Genomic DNA, 19,224 nt, shown 5'->3' with positions numbered 1-19,224 from the left:
GATAAAATTCTGTTTAACTTTTTGTATCTTTGAATTAAACAAAACGAAAGACGACTATGACAGCTCTTGAATTCAGTTATAAAGTAGATCAACTAACCAGCTCATTAAAGCCATTCGCTCTGAAGCTTACCAGAGACATGGAGGATGCCAATGATCTCCTTCAGGAAACGATTCTAAAGGCTTTCACTAACAGAGATAAATTTGCCGAAGGGACTAACCTGAAGGCATGGATGTATACCATCATGAAGAACACCTTCATCACCAACTATCAAAGAATGGTCCGGAGAAACACCTTCATAGATACCACACAGAACCTGCATTATATTAACTCCACAGGCAGCACCATCCAGAACAACGCCTATACGGATTTTGCCATGCGTGACATCAATGGCGCTGTAGACAAGCTGCAGGACTCTTACAAAGTACCGTTCATGATGCACTTCAGGGGATTTAAATACCACGAAATAGCAGATAAGTTGAATATTCCCATTGGAACTGTCAAAAACAGAATCCATATTGCCAGAAAAGAGTTGAAGACCAAACTGAAGGTTTACGGCAATAAGAACTAATGGGTAAAAAAATAGGTGTTATTGGCTCAGGTTTTGCGGGCTTGTCGGCCGCTTGCCATCTGGCCAAAGCCGGAAATGAGGTAATTGTTCTGGAGAAAAACAGTACTCCGGGAGGCAGAGCCAGGCAATTAAAAATGTCTGGCTTTACTTTTGATATGGGGCCGTCCTGGTACTGGATGCCCGATGTATTTGAGCGTTTCTTTGAGCACTTCCAGAAAACACCATCCGATTACTATGAACTGCAGCGACTGGATCCCTCTTATAGGGTAAGATTTGAAAAGGAGTCTATAGACCTCCCGGCTTCTATGGCTGAAATGGAAGCCTTGTTTGAAAAAATAGAACCCGAAAGCAGTCTGGCACTTAGGAAATTCCTGAAACAGGCCGCCTTTAAATACGAAGTGGGTATCAACGACCTGGTGTATAAACCCAGCCGATCACTCATGGAATTTGCCGACAGGCGCCTGCTCACAGGATTGCTGAAGATGGACGTGCTCACCTCCATGAGTAAGCACATCCGCAAATTTTTCAAAAACGAAAAGCTGATTCAGCTCATGGAGTTTCCAGTGCTTTTCCTGGGCAGTACTCCTGAAAACACCCCTGCTCTTTACAGCCTCATGAACTACGCCGACATTCAGCTGGGCACCTGGTACCCCAAGGGAGGAATGTTTAGAGTAGTGGAGGGGATGGTAACGCTGGCAGAAAGCCTGGGCGTAAAATTTCATTATGACGAAGCAGTGACAAGCGTGAACATTGCGGGCAAAAACATCACCCACCTGGTCACCTCAAAGGGATCACATGCTGTAGACATAGTAGTAGGGGGTGCCGATTATCATCATCTGGATCAGCACATTCTCCCAGAGGGCTATCGCAATTACTCCCCCAAGTATTGGGACACCCGCACCATGGCCCCTTCTTCCCTGCTGTTTTATATTGGGGTGGATCAGCCGCTTCCCAATATGAAGCACCACGTGTTGTTTTTTGATGAAGACTTCAAACAACATGCCCACGAAATCTACAATGATCCCAAGTGGCCCTCAAAACCCCTCCTCTACACATCCGTCACTTCCAAAACAGATGATACCGTGGCCCCGGCCGGTCATGAAAACCTGGTCATTCTCATTCCGGTGGCTCCAGACCTTGAGGACACTGAAGCCATCAGAGAAAAATATTTTCAGCTTGCCATGGATCGTTTGGAAGCGTTTACCGGAACCAACATCCGGGACCATATCGTGGTGAAAAAAAGCTATGCGCACAATGATTTTGTAGCCGATTACCACTCATATAAAGGGAATGCTTATGGACTCGCCAATACCCTGCTGCAAACCGCCATTCTGAAGCCGGCCATGAAAAGTAAAAAGCTGACCAACCTTTATTTCACCGGCCAGCTCACCGTGCCAGGGCCAGGTGTGCCTCCCTCCATCATCTCCGGCGAGGTAGTAGCCCGGGAAATAGCTAAAGATTTTAAGTAATTTTAGCATAATGGATCTATACACCCACACGGCCCTTCAATGCAGCAAGGTTATCACCAGAAACTACAGCACTTCGTTTACTCTGGGCATACGAACACTACATAAGAAATTTCACATGCCCATTTATGCCATTTATGGGTTTGTCAGGTATGCAGATGAGATTGTGGACACCTTCCATGATTTTGACAAAGCGCAGCTCCTGGCCCGTTTCAAGATGGACACGTACCAGGCCATTGACGAAAAAATAAGTCTGAATCCTGTCTTGCACTCTTTTCAGCTCGTCGTTAATCAATATCACATCGGGCATGACCTCATCGAAGCCTTTCTGCATAGCATGGAGATGGATCTGCAAGGTGAATCCTACAACCAGGCCGGATATGAAGAATACATATACGGCTCTGCAGAAGTGGTAGGCCTCATGTGCCTGCGGGTATTTTGCGATGGTGACGATGCAGAGTATGACCGACTGCAACCTTCCGCCAAACACCTGGGCGCGGCATTTCAGAAAGTGAATTTTCTAAGAGACATCAAGAGCGATTTCAAAGAACGGGGAAGGATCTATTTTCCCGGTGTGGACTTTTCCGATTTCAGTCAGGAGGATAAAAAGAAAATCGAAACCGATATAGAACAGGACTTCAAAGCCGCCCTGATCGGCATCAAACAATTGCCACCACCAGCCCGTGCCGGTGTGTATCTTGCCTATATCTACTATTTGCAGCTATTTAAGAAAATTAGAAAACTATCAGCCTCCAAAATACTCTCTGAGCGGATCCGGGTACCTGATTTCCAGAAAATGGTCCTGCTGAGCAAAACACTCCTTATGCACCGCCTCAAACTTCTGAGATGAAATCGCTCTACCTGCTGCTGCACATTTTCACCCTCGCGTTTCCGCTCATTCGCTCGTTCGAGCCACGTATTCAGTATGCCAAAAAATGGCCGACCCTATTTCCAGCGATATTCATCACAGCCGCATTCTTCATCACGTGGGATATCATCTTCACTCAAAAAGGGGTCTGGGGCTTCAATGAAAATTATTTAATAGGAGTATTCCTGTGGGGCCTCCCGCTGGAAGAATGGCTCTTTTTCATAAGTGTGCCCTTCGCCAGTGTGTTTATCTATGAGTGTGTCAGGTACTTTCTACCCGGGATCAAAACCAGCAGAAGCTTCCGGATCCTTACAGTTTCGATGGCCTTTTTGTTATTGGTGATGGCCGTGATAAACGATCAGAAGGCCTACACCTTTTGGAATTTCATCTTTGCAGGTTCATTTCTCATCCTGGTCGCGCTCATGAACCCACACTGGTTAGGCAAATTCTGGGTGGCCTACAGCATACATCTCATCCCTTTTCTTTTCATCAACGGAATATTGACCGGGAGCTTTCTTGAGCAACCCGTTGTTTGGTATAATAACAGGGAAAACCTGTACTTCAGAATCTTCACCATTCCTATCGAGGATTTTGTTTATGCTTTACTTTTATTACTTATGAATATCACGTTCTATGAAGTCTTAAATAAATATTACATACGCATCAAACATAAATAATCAACACACAGTTGTAGTCGCATGTTAAGCCTAAAGGTACAAATAGATCAAAATTCGGGATTCTGCTTCGGAGTGGTTTATGCCATAGAGATGGCCGAAGACATGCTGGAAGCAGAGGGTCACCTGTATTGCCTTGGGGACATTGTGCACAATGATGAAGAAGTGAAACGACTGGAAGCCAAAGGACTGAAAATCATCAGCCATGATGACCTTCTGAGCCTGCGTGACGCCAATGTGCTGATCAGAGCCCATGGGGAGCCGCCCAGCACCTACCAACTGGCCATTGAGAACAACCTGACCCTGATCGACGCATCCTGTCCCGTAGTACTGAAGCTTCAAAACAGGATCAAGAACTCCTTTGACAAAAAAGACAAGATCTACATCTATGGAAAGCATGGTCATGCAGAGGTGATCGGGCTATTGGGGCAGACCAATGACGAGGCGGTGGTTTTTCAGAGTCTCGAAGAGCTGGATCTGGACACATTACCGAAATCGATCACACTCTATAGCCAGACCACCAAAAGCACAGACGCATTCTACGAAATCAAAGCAAAGCTAGAGGCAGCAGGGGTAACACTCAACACCCACGACACCATCTGCAGGCAGGTGTCCAACCGAGACAAAGAACTTCGAGCCTTTGCTCAACAATATGATCACATCATATTTGTATCCGGCACCAAATCCTCCAATGGAAAAGTGCTGTACAATATCTGCAAGGAAAACAACCCACGGACCTATTTCATCAGTAACAAAACTGAACTACAAAAAGAATGGTTTACAGAGCACAGCAGCATTGGTATTTGTGGAGCCACCTCCACGCCCATGTGGCTGATGGAAGATGTTCGTGATGAGCTAAACACTTATTAGAAATGAATTATTTCATCCATACTGTCCTGGTTGTCGGCACTTTTCTCCTGATGGAAGCTGTGGCCTGGGCCACTCACAAGTATGTGATGCATGGTCCACTGTGGAGCTGGCACCGGTCACATCACAAAAAACATCCGCATACACTGGAAAGGAATGACCTTTTTGCATTGGTCTTTAGTGTCCCTTCCATACTCCTTATCGTTGCAGGCTTTGAGCTCCCTGGGTGGGCGTTTCTAAAGTATGTGGGGTTTGGCATCATGGGTTATGGTCTGTTCTATTTTGTTTTTCATGATATCATTGTACACCGCCGCATCAATATCCCATACAAAGCCAAAAACAAGTACATGAAGCGAATCATGAAGGCTCACTACGTGCATCACGAAACCCACACCAAAGAGGACGCTGAGGCCTTTGGATTCCTGTACGCACCAAAAAAATATGAAGCAAAAGAGGATCAAACCATTAGAAGAAAAAAATAGCAGTTTCCTCAGCAAATATTGACCATTCACCGAAAAGACACCCACTTCTCATTACAGTTATCAGAAAAGAATTATTTTTACCATTCATTAAGCGAAAAATCTCACTAAGAACCAGCTTGTTTTTAAACACATTTACTAACAAGCACCATGGCAAACCAAACAGACGAAATCTGGAATCCTATTGATGGTTTCAGTAATTATGAGATTTCTAATAAGGGAAAGATTAGAAGCAAGACACGCAAAACCTGGCACAAGGGGAGCAAAACCAACATGACCATCAAAGGCAAATTGATGAAGCAACGTTGGAACAAAATGTGCAAATGTTACTTCCTGGATTTGATCGATGACGAAAAGAGAAGACGTACAGTCTATCCGCACAAAGAAGTAGCTAAGGCATTTTTGGAAAACAACGATCCTGAAACACTCAACATGATCATCCATGAGGACAACAATCCTCGTAACAACAAGGCCGATAACCTGAAATGGGTGAGTGCTTCAGATCATATGAAATGGCAGTTTGAAGTGGGCAACAAAGACAACTTCAAAGTATGGAAAACCAGAAAGAAAAGATACAAAAACGGATTCAAGCCCGACACTGTATTGCCTGGCAGACCTAAGAAGGCCAAAGAGGAAAAAGAACTCGTTGCCGGTTAAAAAAGCACATGGTCCTTTATGCAGATAAAGGACCATTTTTTTTGCATAAGGGCCCGCAAGAAAATGAAGGGTAAGTAGCCATCACTTGGATTGAGGTATATAAGGTATCAGGTCACTACTTCATCATCCACCTTTAATGCAATCTCCCCACGACTTTACTGCTTGATCCTTATTTAAGAAAAAGCACAAAAACTTAAATAACATGACTGCTCATTAAAATATAGGCCTAAATACTTAAATTAGATAAGGGTCTTGATGGAGACTATCGTCCAACCATCGTCCGTCAGTCGGACTTTGCAACCCCCGCGTTTGGGGCCCCGTGACCAACAAGGGCAGAGAGTTGCTTTGACTCCCCAAACCCCAAGGGCACAAAAAAACCCGTTCCGACATGATCGAAACGGGTTCTTAGATTTCTTTGAAGTAGTTATTACTCAGCTGCTGCAGCCGGGTCTACATGAACGTAAGATCTGTCCTGTCTTCCTTTGCGGAACCTCACAGTACCATCGATCAGCGCAAACAAAGTATGGTCTCTACCGATGCCCACGTTTTCACCTGGGTGATGCTTAGTGCCTCTCTGGCGCACAAGGATATTCCCTGCGATTGCTTTCTGGCCACCGTATATTTTTACACCAAGTCGTTTACTTTCTGACTCTCTTCCGTTTTTCGAACTACCTACACCTTTCTTGTGTGCCATGATTCTTTAACCTTTAATATCTTCTATTAATACTTTAGAGAAATTCTGACGATGACCATTTTTCTTCTGGTATCCCTTTCTTCTCTTTTTCTTGAATACGATTACTTTATCGCCTTTCACGTGTCCCAGGATAGTACCGGATACTTTGGCACCTTTTACTGTAGGGGCTCCTACTTTTACTTTACCGTCATTGTCTACCAACAGCACTTGATCAAAGTCAACCTTAGTTCCTTCTTCTCCTTCAAGTAACGGTGCGTACACAAAGTTGTCTTTCTCAACTTTGAATTGTTTTCCGGCTATGTCTACTATTGCGTACATGTTTTTTGTTTGCTTTTTCAAAAAGGAATGCAAAGATATGGGTTTGTATATTAATAATCAAACTATCCTTTAGCATAAATATAGGTTAAAAAAAAATTCACTTTTTTTTCACTTTTCTAAATGCCCCTTTGCAGCGTTTTTTAATGAAGTTTTGATTGGCCAAAGATAACTTAAACATCTTTTTAACAGCCAGTTATCAAATATTTTATCTTTTTTTTCACCCCTCTTTTCCCATCCCCGGGGCGCTTGATTTTTCCACGGACTTTTTACACATTTGTAAACGCAGCTAGAAAAAAATAAACCACTTTTCGCTTCGGGCTGTATCCCAAACCTTAGCAAAACACTCAAAAAGGGCGATTTCGATAAATCGACCCCCAAATGTTTTGTCGGTGTGGATAACTAGTTTTGATTGTGGATAACATTGTGCGTATTCAACTTGTCTAGTGGATAAACATTGAATAACTTAAGTGACCTATGAGCCAAGCAGTAGAACCATTACTTAAAGAAAACCCTAATCGCTTCGTCTTATTCCCCATACAGCACAATGATATATGGCAATTTTATAAACGAGCCGAAGCAAGTTTCTGGACTGCAGAGGAAATCGACCTGAGCCAGGATCCTAAAGATTGGGCTTCTCTCAATGATGGTGAAAGGCATTTCATTAAACATGTATTGGCATTCTTTGCAGCCAGCGATGGCATCGTCAACGAAAACCTTGCCGAGCATATGGTGTCTGATGTGCAGTACACAGAAGCCAAGTTCTTCTACGGCTTTCAGATAGCCATCGAAAACATCCACTCAGAAACCTATTCCTTATTAATAGATACCTACGTAAAAGACCCTAAAGAAAAAGACTCACTTTTCCACGCCATAGATACGATGGACTGTGTGAAGAAAAAAGCAGACTGGGCCCTACGCTGGATCGATAAAGGAAACTTTCAGGAAAGACTGATCGCATTTGCCGCCGTGGAGGGCATCTTCTTCTCCGGTAGTTTCTGTTCCATCTTCTGGTTAAAGAAGCGAGGCCTCATGCCCGGACTTACTTTTTCAAACGAGCTGATCTCAAGAGACGAAGGTCTTCATTGCGATTTTGCTTGTCTGCTGTATAATAATCACATCAAACACAAGTTACCTAAGGAGACAGTCACAGCCATTATAGAAGATGCTGTGATCATAGAAAAGGAATTTGTAACCGACGCACTTCCCGTGAAACTGATCGGGATGAATGCTGACCTCATGTGTCAGTATATAGAGTTTGTCGCAGACAGACTTTTGATGGAGCTCGGTTGCTCCAAAGTGTACAACTCCACCAATCCATTTGATTTTATGGATATGATCTCCCTCCAGGGTAAAACCAATTTCTTTGAGAAAAGAGTAGGTGAATACCAGAAAGCCGGAGTAATGGACAGTGGCACTGGCAACAACGACGATAAAGCCAAATTCAGTTTAGACGAAGACTTTTAATGAACCGTAATTTTCCATCCCAAATCGCCTTATAAGAAATGTTAGTAATCAAGAGAGACGGAAGACGTGAATCCGTAAAATTTGACAAAATCACCGCCAGAATTGAAAAACTCTGTGATGGTTTAAACTCGGACTTTGTAAAACCAGTGGAGATCGCCAAGAAGGTGATTGATGGTCTGTATGATGGAGTGACCACCATTGAGTTGGACAACCTGGCTGCCGAGATCGCTGCCACGATGACCACCCGTCATCCGGATTTTGCGAAGCTTGCCGCTCGCATATCTATATCTAACCTTCATAAGGTGACTGAAGAGTCTTTTTCAAACACCATGAAAAGACTGTATACTTATGTAAATCCTAAAACAGATGAAAATGCAGCTTTGGTATCTACCGAAGTATATGGCATCATCAGGGCCAATGCCAAGCGATTGGATGAAGCAGTGGATTATACCAGGGATTATAATTATGACTTCTTTGGGTACAAAACCCTCGAAAGATCATACCTGATCAAATTGGATGGAAAAATTGTAGAAAGACCTCAGCACATGCTGATGCGGGTTTCTGTGGGTATTCACATGGATGATATCGACGCAGCGATAGAAACCTACAACCTTATGTCTGAAAAGTGGTTTACACACGCCACACCTACGCTCTTCAATGCGGGGACTCCCAAACCACAGCTTTCCTCATGCTTCCTGCTCACCATGCAGGATGATAGCATCGATGGTATCTACGATACCCTTAAACAGTGCGCTAAAATCTCACAATCAGCTGGTGGTATAGGCCTCAGCATTCACAACGTAAGGGCTACAGGCGCTTACATCAAAGGCACCAACGGTACCTCTAATGGTATCGTGCCTATGCTCAGAAACTTCGACATGACTGCTAGGTATGTGGATCAGGGAGGCGGGAAGCGCAAAGGAAGCTTTGCCATCTACCTGGAGCCCTGGCATGCAGACATCTTTGACTTCCTGGAACTGAAGAAAAATCACGGAAAAGAAGAATTGCGCGCAAGAGACCTTTTCTATGCACTTTGGATTCCTGACCTTTTCATGAAACGAGTGGAAGAAAATGGCGAATGGTCACTCTTTAGCCCAGATGAAGCACCCAACCTGTATGAATCATACGGAGATGAATTTGAAAAACTTTACGAAAAATACGAGAAGGAAGGCAGAGCCAGAAGAACCATCAAAGCGCAGGAGCTTTGGTTCGAAATTCTGGAATCTCAGATAGAAACTGGCACACCTTACATCCTTTACAAAGACGCAGCCAACAAAAAGTCAAACCAAAAGAATCTTGGCACCATTCGGTCGAGCAACCTTTGTACTGAAATCATGGAGTACACCTCCAAAGATGAAGTAGCGGTGTGCAACCTGGCTTCCATTGCTTTGAACAAGTTCGTCAATGAGAAAGGTGAGTTTGATCACCAAAAACTCTATGAAATCACCAAAGTAGCTACACGAAACCTGAATAAGGTGATCGATGTAAACTACTACCCGGTGCCGGAGGCCAAAACCTCCAACATGCGACACAGACCTATAGGGATCGGTGTGCAGGGATTGGCTGATGCGTTCATGTTGATGAAGCTTCCATTTGACTCCCCTGAGTCCAGAAAACTCAACAAAGAGATCTTCGAAACCATCTACTATGCTGCTATGGAGACTTCCATGGAACTGGCTCAGAAAGAAGGTCCATACGAAACCTTCAAAGGATCACCGGTATCCAAAGGCATCTTCCAGTTTGACATGTGGGGCATTACTCCCGACTCAGGCAGATGGGACTGGTATGACCTGAAGCAAAAAGTAAGAAAGCACGGCGTGAGAAATTCACTGCTTTTGGCACCTATGCCTACGGCTTCTACTTCACAAATCCTTGGAAACAATGAGTGCTTCGAGCCTTACACCTCCAATATCTACACCAGAAGAACCTTGTCTGGTGAGTTTATCGTGGTGAACAAACACCTGATGACTGACCTGATCAACCTGGGCTTGTGGGATGATAGAATGAAAAACCGCATCATGACAGCCAATGGATCTGTGCAGGGCATTCCTGAGATTCCTGAAGACATCAGAGAGCGTTACAAAACCGTTTGGGAGATTTCACAGAAGTCCATCATCGACATGTCAGCAGATAGAGGTGCATTCATCTGTCAGAGCCAGAGCTTGAACATCCACTTGCTGGACGCCAACTTCGGTAAGATGACCTCTATGCACTTCTATGCCTGGAAGAAAGGTTTGAAAACGGGTATGTATTACCTGAGAACCAAGGCTGCCACAGATGCCATCAAGTTTACGCTGGAAAAAGAAGGCGCAGCTCAGCCCGAAGGAAAATCAAAGCCTGCGGCAGACCCTGACGCTGATAAAACTCAAAATCAGGCAGCCATGCAGTGCTCCCTCGATGATCCAGAAGGATGCGAGATGTGCGGAAGTTAAAAATTTGCTATTTTGATAATCGAAGCCTCACTGAAAAGTGGGGCTTTTTTTATGTCCCATGGCCAGCAATCAAGGCTTCTTTTGATAGAAGTAAGAGGAATCAGTATTCATCGTCAGCTGCTCGCCATTCATCTCCACCAGATCAATGACAGTATGGTCACACCCGGCCGTTTCCTCATGTACCAATACCCTGAGCGTATCCACATCCTCATTCCCATAATCCAGATAATATTCATTGCTCTCAGTTACCAGAATCAATGTCACCTGAAAAAGCGAGACCATACTGTCAGAAAAATTCCTGATCTCATAAGGAAAATCCGCTCCGTCACTTGCGGTCAGCTCCCAACTCAAAAACTCAAGGTATGATGAATCCTCCTGGCTAAAATCCAACTGCACCAAAACATCCGGAGGACGAGAGGCACACTTTCTCAAATCACAAGAACCCAGGAAAAACAGCAAAATAATCCAAACTGTAGGCCTCATAAAGCTTTGTATGTCAGTAACTAACACAAAGATAAATGCTATTTCAACTGAATTATATCGCCTGCCTCAAAGTTATTTCTCTATCCCCAGTAGCGTTGAAATGTCCTCCTGAATCAAGTGCTCTTCCGTTTTGGCAGCATGTACATAAGGCTCCACCGCACGCTCCTTACAGTCCATGATGGGACAGCGCTCACAAGTTGTATTGACTTCACGCCTCACGATGTTGGGGTCCCTCAAAAACTTAATTCTTCGCTCGAGGGCGCCATCCACCAGAAAACCAATGGTCACACTTACAGCCTCCTCAGGGTTAGACACATTGGGGAATGCGATGGACAGGCACAGGTATTCATTGGTGGTGCCATGGTAAAATGATCGTTGAATACCCGCCAGGTATTTGATGTCCGGATCAGATTCTCGTGCTTTATATAGATCCCGAATAACATCCAATGAAATCCATCGTCGACAATAATGTTCGTTCAGCTCATTGCCATGCGGGTTATGAAGGCGCGTGAGGTGCAGCTCTTTGGTCAAAGTAAAATAATCCGATCCTTTCCCCACAAATCGCAGGAAGAACAAATTCTCGTAACCAAACACCGCAGGAAGGATATTGGTGAGGCGCTGCATAATCATCTCGGGGGTCACATCGTACTTATCCAAAAAACCCAGCAGCACCTTCGGATCCCATACTTTCATATCGCCCACCGCCCTGATGTCCCTTACGACCTCCTCCTGTGGCATCATGAGTGCCGCTGAAAAATAGGAAGCCCTGTAATTGTTAAGAATCTCCTCAAACGTATGGTCACCATAAGGTGGTGTGCTCATTGGCCTGTTCTTTACCTTAGTCCACTGAAAGGCAATTTCACGACCCAGAAGAAAATTCATCTGACCGGAGTTGAGCCCCCGGTTGATATGTAGCAGGCGTTGTTTTTCATCATACAGAGAGCGCACGTTGCGCAAGGAAGGGTATTTCTGGAGTTCATCCATCCCCATGCGAACACCTATTTCCAGTAAAATACCCGTTAGCAGCTTTTCATTGAAAGGAATATCCTTGAGCTCCGGAAATTCCAGATGAAGCTCCTCTACGGCCTCTTCCAAATCGGCAAAGTAATTCTGATGCAGCTCCTGATAGGATCGGAGGGCTGCATAATAGAAACTTTCCTGCTTCAGCTCAAAATTGCGAGACACCTGGAGCACAGTATTGACGAAAGCATTGATCTTCTCGGGATCATAAGAAATGATTTCAACCAGCTTCTGAGGATTCAGGCCAAACTGCTCCAGAGGGAAGGCTTTAAAAAAATCGGATTGAATCAGGTTCACAATGGGTTCGAGTTTCCTCGGCACCTTCAGCGATACCAACTCATCATAGCTTACGCCGAGGGCTTTAGCCAGAATCATGATTTTATCTCCTTTGGGGTATTTCTTTCCATTTTCAATCTCACTCAGGTAAGACAGTGACAGGCCGGTCTTCTCACGCAGTTCCTGATAGGATATCCCTTTTTCATTTCGGATTTCCTTGAGTTTGAGACCGAAAATGAGCTTGAATTCAAATATCTCTTTGGGCATTCGCCAAAAATAATTCAAAAAAAGCGAAATAAAAGTATTAGCGAAATTTCGCTATTTAATATATTTCGCTATATTTGATCATGTTTAATCAGATAATCATCTTATTATGATCACAGAAGCACACATCCCGGAAACCCAAACACCCCTGGGAATCCAGATAAAAGGAGCCACACCGGCCCCTTACATGGAGATCCTCACTCCTGAGGCACTCGAGTTCTTACAGGCACTCCACGTGCGTTTCAATGAGCGACGCAAGAAGCTCCTTAGAGATAGGGTCATTCGTCAGGAAGCTTTTGATGCAGGGGTCATGCCCAATTTCCTACCTGAAACCCAGGATATCAGAGAGTCAGACTGGACAGTGGCACCCATCCCTGAAGACATCTGGGACCGACGTGTGGAGATCACCGGCCCGGTAGATCGTAAAATGGTCATCAATGCCCTGAACTCTGGTGCCAAGGTATTCATGGCAGACTTTGAGGATAGCAATGCGCCCTATTGGTCCACCAACATGGAAGGTCAGATCAATCTCCGGGACGCCATTCGCAGAGAGATTGAATTCGTAAACCCCAACGGGAAAACTTACCAGCTCAACAAAGAAACGGCCACCTTATTCGTGCGCCCCAGAGGCTGGCACCTTGAGGAAAAGCACCTCCAGATAGATGAGCAACCCGCTAGCGGAGCGCTGGTAGACTTTGGACTCTACTTTTTTCATAATGTACGAGAACTGATCAAAAGGGGATCTGGTCCATATTTCTATCTGCCTAAGCTGGAGAGCCATCTGGAAGCACGCCTTTGGAATGAAGTATTTGTGTTCGCACAAAACTATCTCGGCATTCCCCAGGGCACCATCAAAGCCACTGTATTGATAGAAACGCTCCCTGCAGCCTTTGAACTTCATGAAATCCTGCACGAATTGCAGCATCATTCTGCCGGATTGAATTGCGGTCGTTGGGATTACATTTTTTCCTACATCAAAAAATTCAGAAACAATCGCCATAAAATTTTGCCGAACAGAGATCAGGTCAATATGACGGTGCCTTTTATGAAAGCCTATTCTGACCTGGTGATCCAGACCTGCCACAAGCGCGGGGCCCATGCCATGGGCGGAATGGCCGCACAGATTCCGATCAAAGACGATCCGGAAGCCAATACTGCCGCCCTGGAAAAAGTACGCCTGGACAAACTCAGGGAAGTCATGAACGGACATGATGGCACCTGGGTGGCCCATCCGGGACTGGTGTCGGTGGCTAAAGAGGTCTTTGACCGGCACATGCCCTGGCCCAATCAGTTTCACAACCTGCGCCGCGATGTGGATGTGACTGCTAAGGATCTGGTGCAAACCCCCACCGGTACCATCACCGAGGAGGGAATACGCACCAACATCAACGTGGGAATTCTCTACGTGGAAAGCTGGCTCAGGGGAGTCGGTGCAGCAGCGCTGTACCACCTGATGGAGGATGCCGCCACTGCGGAGATTTCACGCTCCCAGCTCTGGCAGTGGATTCACCGCCACTGCTATACCGTGAGTGGAGTAGCCATCACTGTGGATCTGTATGAAAAACTCAAGCGAGAGGAATTGGTGAAGATAAAAGCAATGCTGGGAGAAGAGACTTATCACTCCGGCCGATTTGAAGAAGCCATAGAGATCTTCGACCGCCTCGTGAAGAATAACACCCTTGAAGAATTTTTAACTATTAACGCCTATACCTATTTAAACTAAGATGATCATGAAAACCGAAAGAATCCAAAAAATCCAAAAAGACTGGGACGAGAACCCCAGGTGGAAAAACATCCATCGCCCATATACCGCGGAAGAAGTGGTCAACTTACAGGGATCTGTCCCAATAGAGCATTCCATCGCCAGAATTACGGCCGAAAAACTATGGAAAAAGCTGAATGACAAACCCTTTGTGGCCGGGCTGGGCGCCCTCACCGGCAACCAAGCGGTACAGGAAATTGCCGCTGGCCTGGAAGCCATCTACCTCAGTGGATGGCAGGTGGCTGCGGACGCTAACCTCGCCGGAGCCATGTACCCCGATCAGTCACTCTACCCGGCTGACTCTGTTCCCAGTGTCGTTAAGCGCATCAACAATGCCCTACTCCGAAGAGATCAGATCGAAAACCTGACTGGTGACAGCAGCATTGACTGGCTCGCGCCCATCGTTGCGGACGCAGAAGCCGGATTCGGAGGAAACCTGAACGCCTTTGAGCTGATGAAAGCCATGATAGAAGCCGGAGCTGCGGGTGTCCACTTCGAAGATCAACTGAGCTCAGCCAAGAAGTGTGGCCATCTGGGCGGAAAGGTACTCGTACCCACGCAGGAGGCCATTGACAAGCTGGTAGCAGCTCGCCTGGCCGCAGATGTGATGAACACACCAACGCTGTTGATTGCCAGGACGGATGCAGATGCCGCCACGCTTATTACTTCTGACATTGACAAGCGTGACCACCGGTTCCTGACAGGAGGTCGCACCAATGAGGGTTTCTTTGAGGTGACCAATGGAGTAGAAGCCGGAATTGCCAGAGGACTGGCTTACGCGCCCTACTCAGACCTCCTATGGATGGAAACATCCAACCCGGATTTGGGTCTGGCCAGAGAATTTGCGCAAGCCATCAAAGCGGAGTTTCCTGATCAGATGCTGGCTTACAATTGCTCACCATCGTTCAACTGGGCAGCACACCTGACTAAATCCGAGATGTTTACCTTCAGGGAAAATCTTGCGGAAATGGGATACAAGTTTCAGTTTATCACGCTGGCAGGATTCCACGCACTCAACACTTCCATGTTTGAGCTCTCCAAAGCTTACAAGGAGCGTGGTATGGCCGGGTATTCCGAGCTTCAGGAGCGGGAGTTTGCGCTGCTGGATTCAGGTTTCAAAGCCGTGAAACATCAAGCCTTTGTGGGTACGGGTTATTTTGACGCCATTCAGAATACCGTACAGCAAGGAAGGGCTTCCACCGTAGCCATGGAGGGAAGCACTGAAGTGGAGCAATTTTAAAATAATGTGTTCCTGAGTTTGTAAAAACCGGCCCTCTGGGTCGGTTTTTCTAGTTCCACGCCAGGCTGGCTCGCTCAGCCCAATAATGATCTGGCTTCACCTTCAGGCCATCCAATACCCTGATGTCTTGCTGGGAGAGTTTGATTTCAGAACCCCTAACATTGGAAATGAGATGTGCCGGAACAGCCGCACCACTCAGCACCACTGACACAAATGGCTTGCTCAGGACGTAAGCCAATGCAACGGCATCCTCGGTAACCTGATAGCTCTGGGCCATATCTGTGAGGGTCTTTAAATAAGCCCCGGTATTCCTGCTTGTCAACCGGCCATTGGCCAGTCCCTCTTTGATGATCACTCCCAATCCCCGATCAAAGGCCTTTTGCAAGGTCTCGCCAGCAGACTGCTCCAAACAATTATAGGTGGCCTGCACTGAGCCAAAAAGTGGCTTTTCTCCAACTTTCACCGCAAGGGCTTTCTCCAACACCACACTTTGCTGAACGCCGCTCAGAGAAAGTCCGATCAAATAACCCATCTCACGAATTTCCTCCAGGCGCTGCAGTACCGCCCTTTTCTCCAACACACCACTCTCCAGGGTGGCTGAGTGAATCTGATAAATTTTCAGCGCGGTGCCCAAACGCTGCTCGCTCTCCGGCCATTGCAGATTCAAACGCTCCAGTGTATGCTCCTTCACTTCATGCTTATCTGCCTGCACAGACCAGTCCGCGGTGTAGTAGTATCCCCATTTTGAACCGACCACCACCTCTTCCCGAGGGTGGGCCATAAGCCATGTGCTCAGGAAAGTTTCCGCCTTTCCATAAGATTGAGCAGCATCAAAATAATTAATCCCCTGGGCTCTGGCCAGGGAAAGCATCGCATGTGTTTGAGCTTCCATTTTAGATGGATCATACTCATTTCCAAGGTCTTCATGGTGACCCAGGTTGATATAGCCGGGCCTGCCCAGCGCCGCGAGGCCTAGCCCTGTACATGATACACTGCACCCTGATTCTCCGAACATTCTGTACTCCATATGTTCGAAGCTAAAAAAAACACTACGATTCTACCTTCTCGGTGAGCCGGAAATTGGTGACTTCTCCCTTTTCCAGTCCCCATCTCTCCAGTATCGGAGTTTCCAGGGCCGGCTCACGGTATTCATCAGGCGACATGATCGGGATACCATGTACAATGGGATAATACCTGCCACAGGAGGTGCAGGTCATGAGCCCTTCGAGTATCTCCTGACTGCCTTCCTTGATGACTTTTATTTCCAGATCGCTCTTATCAAAAGGGCAACACAATTTCTTGAAAAATGCTTTCTTCATGGTTTTGATATGATTTGATTAAACTTTAAGGTCGTGTCAAGCGGATTTTCTGCTTTCCACAATGCGGATATCAGGGCAACTCCTGACACTCCAATCGATGCTATTTCTCCGGCGTTTTCAAGGTTGATCCCTCCGGATGCGAATACCGAACCATCAAAATGCTGACAGGCCTCCCGCACGACATCTGGGGATACCAGCGCACAGGTATCCACCGATGAGGAGGGATACATCGCACAAAAACTGATATAGTCTACCCCTTTTTTTCTGAGGGTCACCCAGTCGGCATGTGCACCCACTGTAAGACCAATTATCTTTTTGAAAGTGCATTCCGGGCTCGGTAAATCCTCCTCCCTGTCGAAATGGACACCCTGAATGCCCGGTAGGGAGGCCAGCTCCAGATTGTTATTGATCAGAATAGGTACCTGACCACACACCGCTTGCAACCTGTATAGAAACTCGTGACGATCCTGATCCGGATGCCAGTGATCCCACACCTGGATGGCACCTATGCCTCCACTCAGAATATGGAGTAATCTGTTTTCCAGGGCGTCAAACCCCTCAGCAGGATCCAGCACTAAATAAACTCCCTTTAGCTTCGGCTTCATTTCCATCCGCGATTTAGAGCGTCTAAAAAAGCCGCCCAATAAGGATCAACACCCGGGGGAGTCAATGGACTGAGTACTTCTCCAGCCAGCCATCTGCCGGCCTTTTCCTCCGTAACTACCCCAATTTTAACCGCCTGGTGGCCGTCCTGATGCAACTGATTAATAATCCCGGACACCCGCCCCGGAGCTACCGCCAGAAGCAACGCACCTGCACCTACACTACAAAGGGGATCAATACCAAAGGCCCCACAAATACTGTCCTGAGCGTACCCCCGGGGAATGGCTGCTACATCCACCTGCACTCCACACCCTGCAGCCGTCATCATTTCCCATATGGCTCCCATCACACCTCCTTCTGTGATGTCATGAATCGCCCGCACACCCTCCGAGTGAATCCCGACAGAGATAGCTGACATGGCGGCATCTACCGCTGATGATGCATAGAAGAGTGCCTGACCAGCCTCTAATACCTCCTTGCCACATTTATTCAGTACTGTTTCGGGAAAGCTAAGGGCCAGGATGGCGGTACTGATAATGGCTGGCTCTTTCACCAGAATGAGGCTATCGCCAGGACGAGCCATCCGACTCAACAAAACCTCTTCCGAGGGCATAGTACTCATCATGGTCACTCCTCCTGAAATGGTGATATTTTGTCCAGTGATCCTTCCCGTATGCCCTCCAGTAATGGCCACTCCCAGCTGATCACAATAAGTACTGATGTGGTTCCAATAGGAGTGAAACTCAGCCGCTGTGAGGGTTTCCGGTAAGTTGAGACAAAACTGAGCGTACTGAGGCAAACACCCTGCTGTGGCCAGATCTGATGCCACCAAATGAACCGTCAACCATGCCGATTCCTGCAACCCGAGCGTTGGAATTAAAGTGGCAGGGTCAGTAGCCGTGACGAGTGACTGCCCCCCATGAAGCGCTATGACACTTACATCCACACCATATTGAGGGCCGCTTACCACCTCCTGTCTCACAGCCCCGGTGGATGGGAAAACGTGACTTTTGAGAAAATCCTCCTGGATTTTGCCCGTATCCGGAAATCCTGAAATCATGGTTGATTCCTTTTGACATAAACACCAAAAAAATCACCTACTGGCACATGCCATTCCTGTACGGGAAACCACTTGGGCAATCCTGTACACTGCCATTCTACCGTATAATCTTCCCCTTGGAGTGCTATATCAATCACTTTGAGCAATGATTTTGGAGTGTAAAAATTGGCTGTTACATAAAAAGGATTCTTACCAACCATCTGCTGCATCCTGCGGCGCACATATTTGGGCGTATTTCGGTTCATCATCCCGAATACTATCCCGTGCTTGCCTACACGTGCTGCCTCCCTAATCACCTTCACCGGGTCTTTATAGTATTCAAAAGTGGTAATGAAGGCCACCGCATCGAAGGTGTTGTCACGAAAGGGCATGTGATGAGAGTCTGCCAGCACCAGGTCACCTCCGAAGAGCTGTCTGCCCTGAGCCAGCATGAAGGGACTCAAATCACCACCGGTAGCCTCTATCCCAATCTCGTGCCACCACCTGGTGAATCGTGTGGTCCCACATCCAAACTCGAGAAGTGTCTTCACCCTGGGGTCCTTTTGAAGCCGATCCGCAATAATTTTTTTCTGAAAAATCTCAGCACGCTTATACCGCCCCTCGTACCAGAGCTCATAGGTATCGGTGTGTTCGCGGTTGAAAAACCACTCTTTTCTGCCCTGCCAATTGGTCAGGTTCTGTTTTACTAACTCATCAAAAGCCATCTCAT

The 19,224-nt window shown here is 46.5% G+C and carries 20 protein-coding genes; 11 read left to right on the top strand and 9 right to left on the bottom strand.

All coding sequences use genetic code 11. The features are described 5' to 3' along the window. The first annotated feature begins 56 nt into the window (after positions 1–56). The 7 genes from ACHKAR_RS14235 to ACHKAR_RS14205 all read left to right on the top strand — a co-directional run bounded on the left by ACHKAR_RS14235 (position 57) and on the right by ACHKAR_RS14205 (position 5,580). Positions 57–569, top strand: a complete 513-nt coding sequence (locus ACHKAR_RS14235; RefSeq protein ID WP_395417996.1) for an RNA polymerase sigma factor — start codon at positions 57–59, stop codon at positions 567–569. After that, a complete protein-coding gene (locus ACHKAR_RS14230; RefSeq protein ID WP_395417995.1) occupies positions 569–2,038 on the top strand; it encodes a phytoene desaturase family protein in 1,470 nt (489 codons plus the stop codon). Before ACHKAR_RS14235 ends, ACHKAR_RS14230 begins: the two co-directional genes overlap by 1 nt. A gap of 7 nt (positions 2,039–2,045) precedes the next feature. Next, positions 2,046–2,885 carry a phytoene/squalene synthase family protein gene (locus ACHKAR_RS14225; RefSeq protein WP_395418205.1) on the top strand — a complete coding sequence of 280 codons (840 nt, stop codon included), beginning with the start codon at positions 2,046–2,048 and terminating at the stop codon, positions 2,883–2,885. After that, on the top strand, positions 2,882–3,580 hold the full coding sequence (locus tag ACHKAR_RS14220) for a lycopene cyclase domain-containing protein (RefSeq protein ID WP_395417993.1): 699 nt from the start codon (positions 2,882–2,884) through the stop codon (positions 3,578–3,580). Before ACHKAR_RS14225 ends, ACHKAR_RS14220 begins: the two co-directional genes overlap by 4 nt. Positions 3,581–3,601: 21 nt before the next feature. Next, on the top strand, positions 3,602–4,447 hold the full coding sequence (locus tag ACHKAR_RS14215) for a 4-hydroxy-3-methylbut-2-enyl diphosphate reductase (protein WP_395417992.1): 846 nt from the start codon (positions 3,602–3,604) through the stop codon (positions 4,445–4,447). 2 nt (positions 4,448–4,449) lie between these two features. Next, the gene (locus tag ACHKAR_RS14210; protein WP_395417991.1) at positions 4,450–4,926 is read left to right on the top strand and encodes a sterol desaturase family protein; all 477 of its coding nucleotides are present in this window, start codon (positions 4,450–4,452) and stop codon (positions 4,924–4,926) included. Positions 4,927–5,073: 147 nt separating this feature from the next. Next, positions 5,074–5,580 (top strand): NUMOD4 domain-containing protein, encoded by a 507-nt coding sequence (locus ACHKAR_RS14205; RefSeq protein ID WP_159582345.1) that lies wholly within the window; start codon positions 5,074–5,076, stop codon positions 5,578–5,580. Between the two features lie 427 nt (positions 5,581–6,007). Here ACHKAR_RS14205 and rpmA read toward each other — a convergent pair whose 3' ends face one another. Next, positions 6,008–6,274: a 50S ribosomal protein L27 gene (gene rpmA, locus ACHKAR_RS14200; RefSeq protein WP_159582344.1), complete on the bottom strand. Its 267-nt coding sequence runs from the start codon at positions 6,272–6,274 to the stop codon at positions 6,008–6,010. Between the two features lie 6 nt (positions 6,275–6,280). Continuing rightward, on the bottom strand, positions 6,281–6,592 hold the full coding sequence (rplU, locus tag ACHKAR_RS14195; protein ID WP_159582343.1) for a 50S ribosomal protein L21: 312 nt from the start codon (positions 6,590–6,592) through the stop codon (positions 6,281–6,283). A gap of 474 nt (positions 6,593–7,066) precedes the next feature. Here rplU and ACHKAR_RS14190 point away from each other — a divergent pair, with 474 nt between their 5' ends. Together ACHKAR_RS14190 and ACHKAR_RS14185 are read left to right on the top strand one after the other, a co-directional pair. Beyond that, positions 7,067–8,056, top strand: a complete 990-nt coding sequence (locus ACHKAR_RS14190) for a ribonucleoside-diphosphate reductase small subunit (protein WP_159582342.1) — start codon at positions 7,067–7,069, stop codon at positions 8,054–8,056. A gap of 38 nt (positions 8,057–8,094) precedes the next feature. Continuing rightward, positions 8,095–10,488, top strand: coding sequence for a ribonucleoside-diphosphate reductase subunit alpha (locus ACHKAR_RS14185; RefSeq protein WP_159582341.1), 2,394 nt, complete (start codon positions 8,095–8,097; stop codon positions 10,486–10,488). 69 nt (positions 10,489–10,557) lie between these two features. On the opposite strand, the gene ACHKAR_RS14180 is transcribed toward ACHKAR_RS14185, so the two are convergent. Further along, on the bottom strand, positions 10,558–10,971 hold the full coding sequence (locus tag ACHKAR_RS14180) for a hypothetical protein (RefSeq protein WP_395417989.1): 414 nt from the start codon (positions 10,969–10,971) through the stop codon (positions 10,558–10,560). A 72-nt stretch (positions 10,972–11,043) separates the two neighbouring features. Further along, positions 11,044–12,534, bottom strand: coding sequence for a helix-turn-helix domain-containing protein (locus ACHKAR_RS14175; protein WP_395417988.1), 1,491 nt, complete (start codon positions 12,532–12,534; stop codon positions 11,044–11,046). Between the two features lie 106 nt (positions 12,535–12,640). Here ACHKAR_RS14175 and aceB point away from each other — a divergent pair, with 106 nt between their 5' ends. Together aceB and aceA are read left to right on the top strand one after the other, a co-directional pair. Continuing rightward, positions 12,641–14,254, top strand: a complete 1,614-nt coding sequence (gene aceB / locus ACHKAR_RS14170; protein WP_395417986.1) for a malate synthase A — start codon at positions 12,641–12,643, stop codon at positions 14,252–14,254. A 7-nt stretch (positions 14,255–14,261) separates the two neighbouring features. Further along, positions 14,262–15,533: an isocitrate lyase gene (aceA, locus tag ACHKAR_RS14165; RefSeq protein ID WP_395417984.1), complete on the top strand. Its 1,272-nt coding sequence runs from the start codon at positions 14,262–14,264 to the stop codon at positions 15,531–15,533. A 49-nt stretch (positions 15,534–15,582) separates the two neighbouring features. On the opposite strand, the gene ACHKAR_RS14160 is transcribed toward aceA, so the two are convergent. From ACHKAR_RS14160 to ACHKAR_RS14140, 5 genes are read right to left on the bottom strand one after another with little or no spacing between them, the layout of a single operon-like run. After that, positions 15,583–16,560, bottom strand: coding sequence for an aldo/keto reductase (locus ACHKAR_RS14160; RefSeq protein WP_395417982.1), 978 nt, complete (start codon positions 16,558–16,560; stop codon positions 15,583–15,585). A 22-nt stretch (positions 16,561–16,582) separates the two neighbouring features. Continuing rightward, positions 16,583–16,852, bottom strand: a complete 270-nt coding sequence (locus ACHKAR_RS14155) for a Trm112 family protein (RefSeq protein ID WP_395417981.1) — start codon at positions 16,850–16,852, stop codon at positions 16,583–16,585. Continuing rightward, complete coding sequence (locus tag ACHKAR_RS14150; RefSeq protein WP_395417979.1) at positions 16,849–17,457, bottom strand: thiamine phosphate synthase; 609 nt, start codon at positions 17,455–17,457, stop codon at positions 16,849–16,851. The genes ACHKAR_RS14155 and ACHKAR_RS14150 overlap by 4 nt, the downstream gene beginning before the upstream one ends. Next, positions 17,454–18,515 (bottom strand): AIR synthase-related protein, encoded by a 1,062-nt coding sequence (locus tag ACHKAR_RS14145; protein WP_395417978.1) that lies wholly within the window; start codon positions 18,513–18,515, stop codon positions 17,454–17,456. The genes ACHKAR_RS14150 and ACHKAR_RS14145 overlap by 4 nt, the downstream gene beginning before the upstream one ends. Continuing rightward, positions 18,512–19,219 (bottom strand): class I SAM-dependent methyltransferase, encoded by a 708-nt coding sequence (locus ACHKAR_RS14140; RefSeq protein WP_159582332.1) that lies wholly within the window; start codon positions 19,217–19,219, stop codon positions 18,512–18,514. The genes ACHKAR_RS14145 and ACHKAR_RS14140 overlap by 4 nt, the downstream gene beginning before the upstream one ends. Positions 19,220–19,224: the final 5 nt, after the last annotated feature.

The sequence above is a fragment of the Marinoscillum luteum genome (genome assembly GCF_044005705.1).
Classification (GTDB): Bacteria; Bacteroidota; Bacteroidia; order Cytophagales; family Cyclobacteriaceae; genus Marinoscillum; species Marinoscillum luteum.
The sequence above is the reverse complement of the archived record's forward strand: the minus strand, read 5'-3'. Positions and strand labels throughout refer to the sequence as shown.

Bases quoted from the DNA above. Each gene is read 5' to 3' on its own strand.
- ACHKAR_RS14235 (WP_395417996.1), top strand. From the start codon at position 57: ATGACAGCTCTTGAATTCAGTTATAAAGTAGATCAACTAACCAGCTCA.
- ACHKAR_RS14230 (WP_395417995.1), top strand. From the start codon at position 569: ATGGGTAAAAAAATAGGTGTTATTGGCTCAGGTTTTGCGGGCTTGTCG.
- ACHKAR_RS14220 (WP_395417993.1), top strand. From the start codon at position 2,882: ATGAAATCGCTCTACCTGCTGCTGCACATTTTCACCCTCGCGTTTCCG.
- ACHKAR_RS14215 (WP_395417992.1), top strand. From the start codon at position 3,602: ATGTTAAGCCTAAAGGTACAAATAGATCAAAATTCGGGATTCTGCTTC.
- ACHKAR_RS14210 (WP_395417991.1), top strand. From the start codon at position 4,450: ATGAATTATTTCATCCATACTGTCCTGGTTGTCGGCACTTTTCTCCTG.
- ACHKAR_RS14205 (WP_159582345.1), top strand. From the start codon at position 5,074: ATGGCAAACCAAACAGACGAAATCTGGAATCCTATTGATGGTTTCAGT.
- rpmA (WP_159582344.1), bottom strand. From the start codon at position 6,274: ATGGCACACAAGAAAGGTGTAGGTAGTTCGAAAAACGGAAGAGAGTCA.
- rplU (WP_159582343.1), bottom strand. From the start codon at position 6,592: ATGTACGCAATAGTAGACATAGCCGGAAAACAATTCAAAGTTGAGAAA.
- ACHKAR_RS14190 (WP_159582342.1), top strand. From the start codon at position 7,067: ATGAGCCAAGCAGTAGAACCATTACTTAAAGAAAACCCTAATCGCTTC.
- ACHKAR_RS14185 (WP_159582341.1), top strand. From the start codon at position 8,095: ATGTTAGTAATCAAGAGAGACGGAAGACGTGAATCCGTAAAATTTGAC.
- ACHKAR_RS14180 (WP_395417989.1), bottom strand. From the start codon at position 10,971: ATGAGGCCTACAGTTTGGATTATTTTGCTGTTTTTCCTGGGTTCTTGT.
- ACHKAR_RS14175 (WP_395417988.1), bottom strand. From the start codon at position 12,534: ATGCCCAAAGAGATATTTGAATTCAAGCTCATTTTCGGTCTCAAACTC.
- aceB (WP_395417986.1), top strand. From the start codon at position 12,641: ATGATCACAGAAGCACACATCCCGGAAACCCAAACACCCCTGGGAATC.
- aceA (WP_395417984.1), top strand. From the start codon at position 14,262: ATGAAAACCGAAAGAATCCAAAAAATCCAAAAAGACTGGGACGAGAAC.
- ACHKAR_RS14160 (WP_395417982.1), bottom strand. From the start codon at position 16,560: ATGGAGTACAGAATGTTCGGAGAATCAGGGTGCAGTGTATCATGTACA.
- ACHKAR_RS14155 (WP_395417981.1), bottom strand. From the start codon at position 16,852: ATGAAGAAAGCATTTTTCAAGAAATTGTGTTGCCCTTTTGATAAGAGC.
- ACHKAR_RS14150 (WP_395417979.1), bottom strand. From the start codon at position 17,457: ATGAAGCCGAAGCTAAAGGGAGTTTATTTAGTGCTGGATCCTGCTGAG.
- ACHKAR_RS14145 (WP_395417978.1), bottom strand. From the start codon at position 18,515: ATGATTTCAGGATTTCCGGATACGGGCAAAATCCAGGAGGATTTTCTC.
- ACHKAR_RS14140 (WP_159582332.1), bottom strand. From the start codon at position 19,219: ATGGCTTTTGATGAGTTAGTAAAACAGAACCTGACCAATTGGCAGGGC.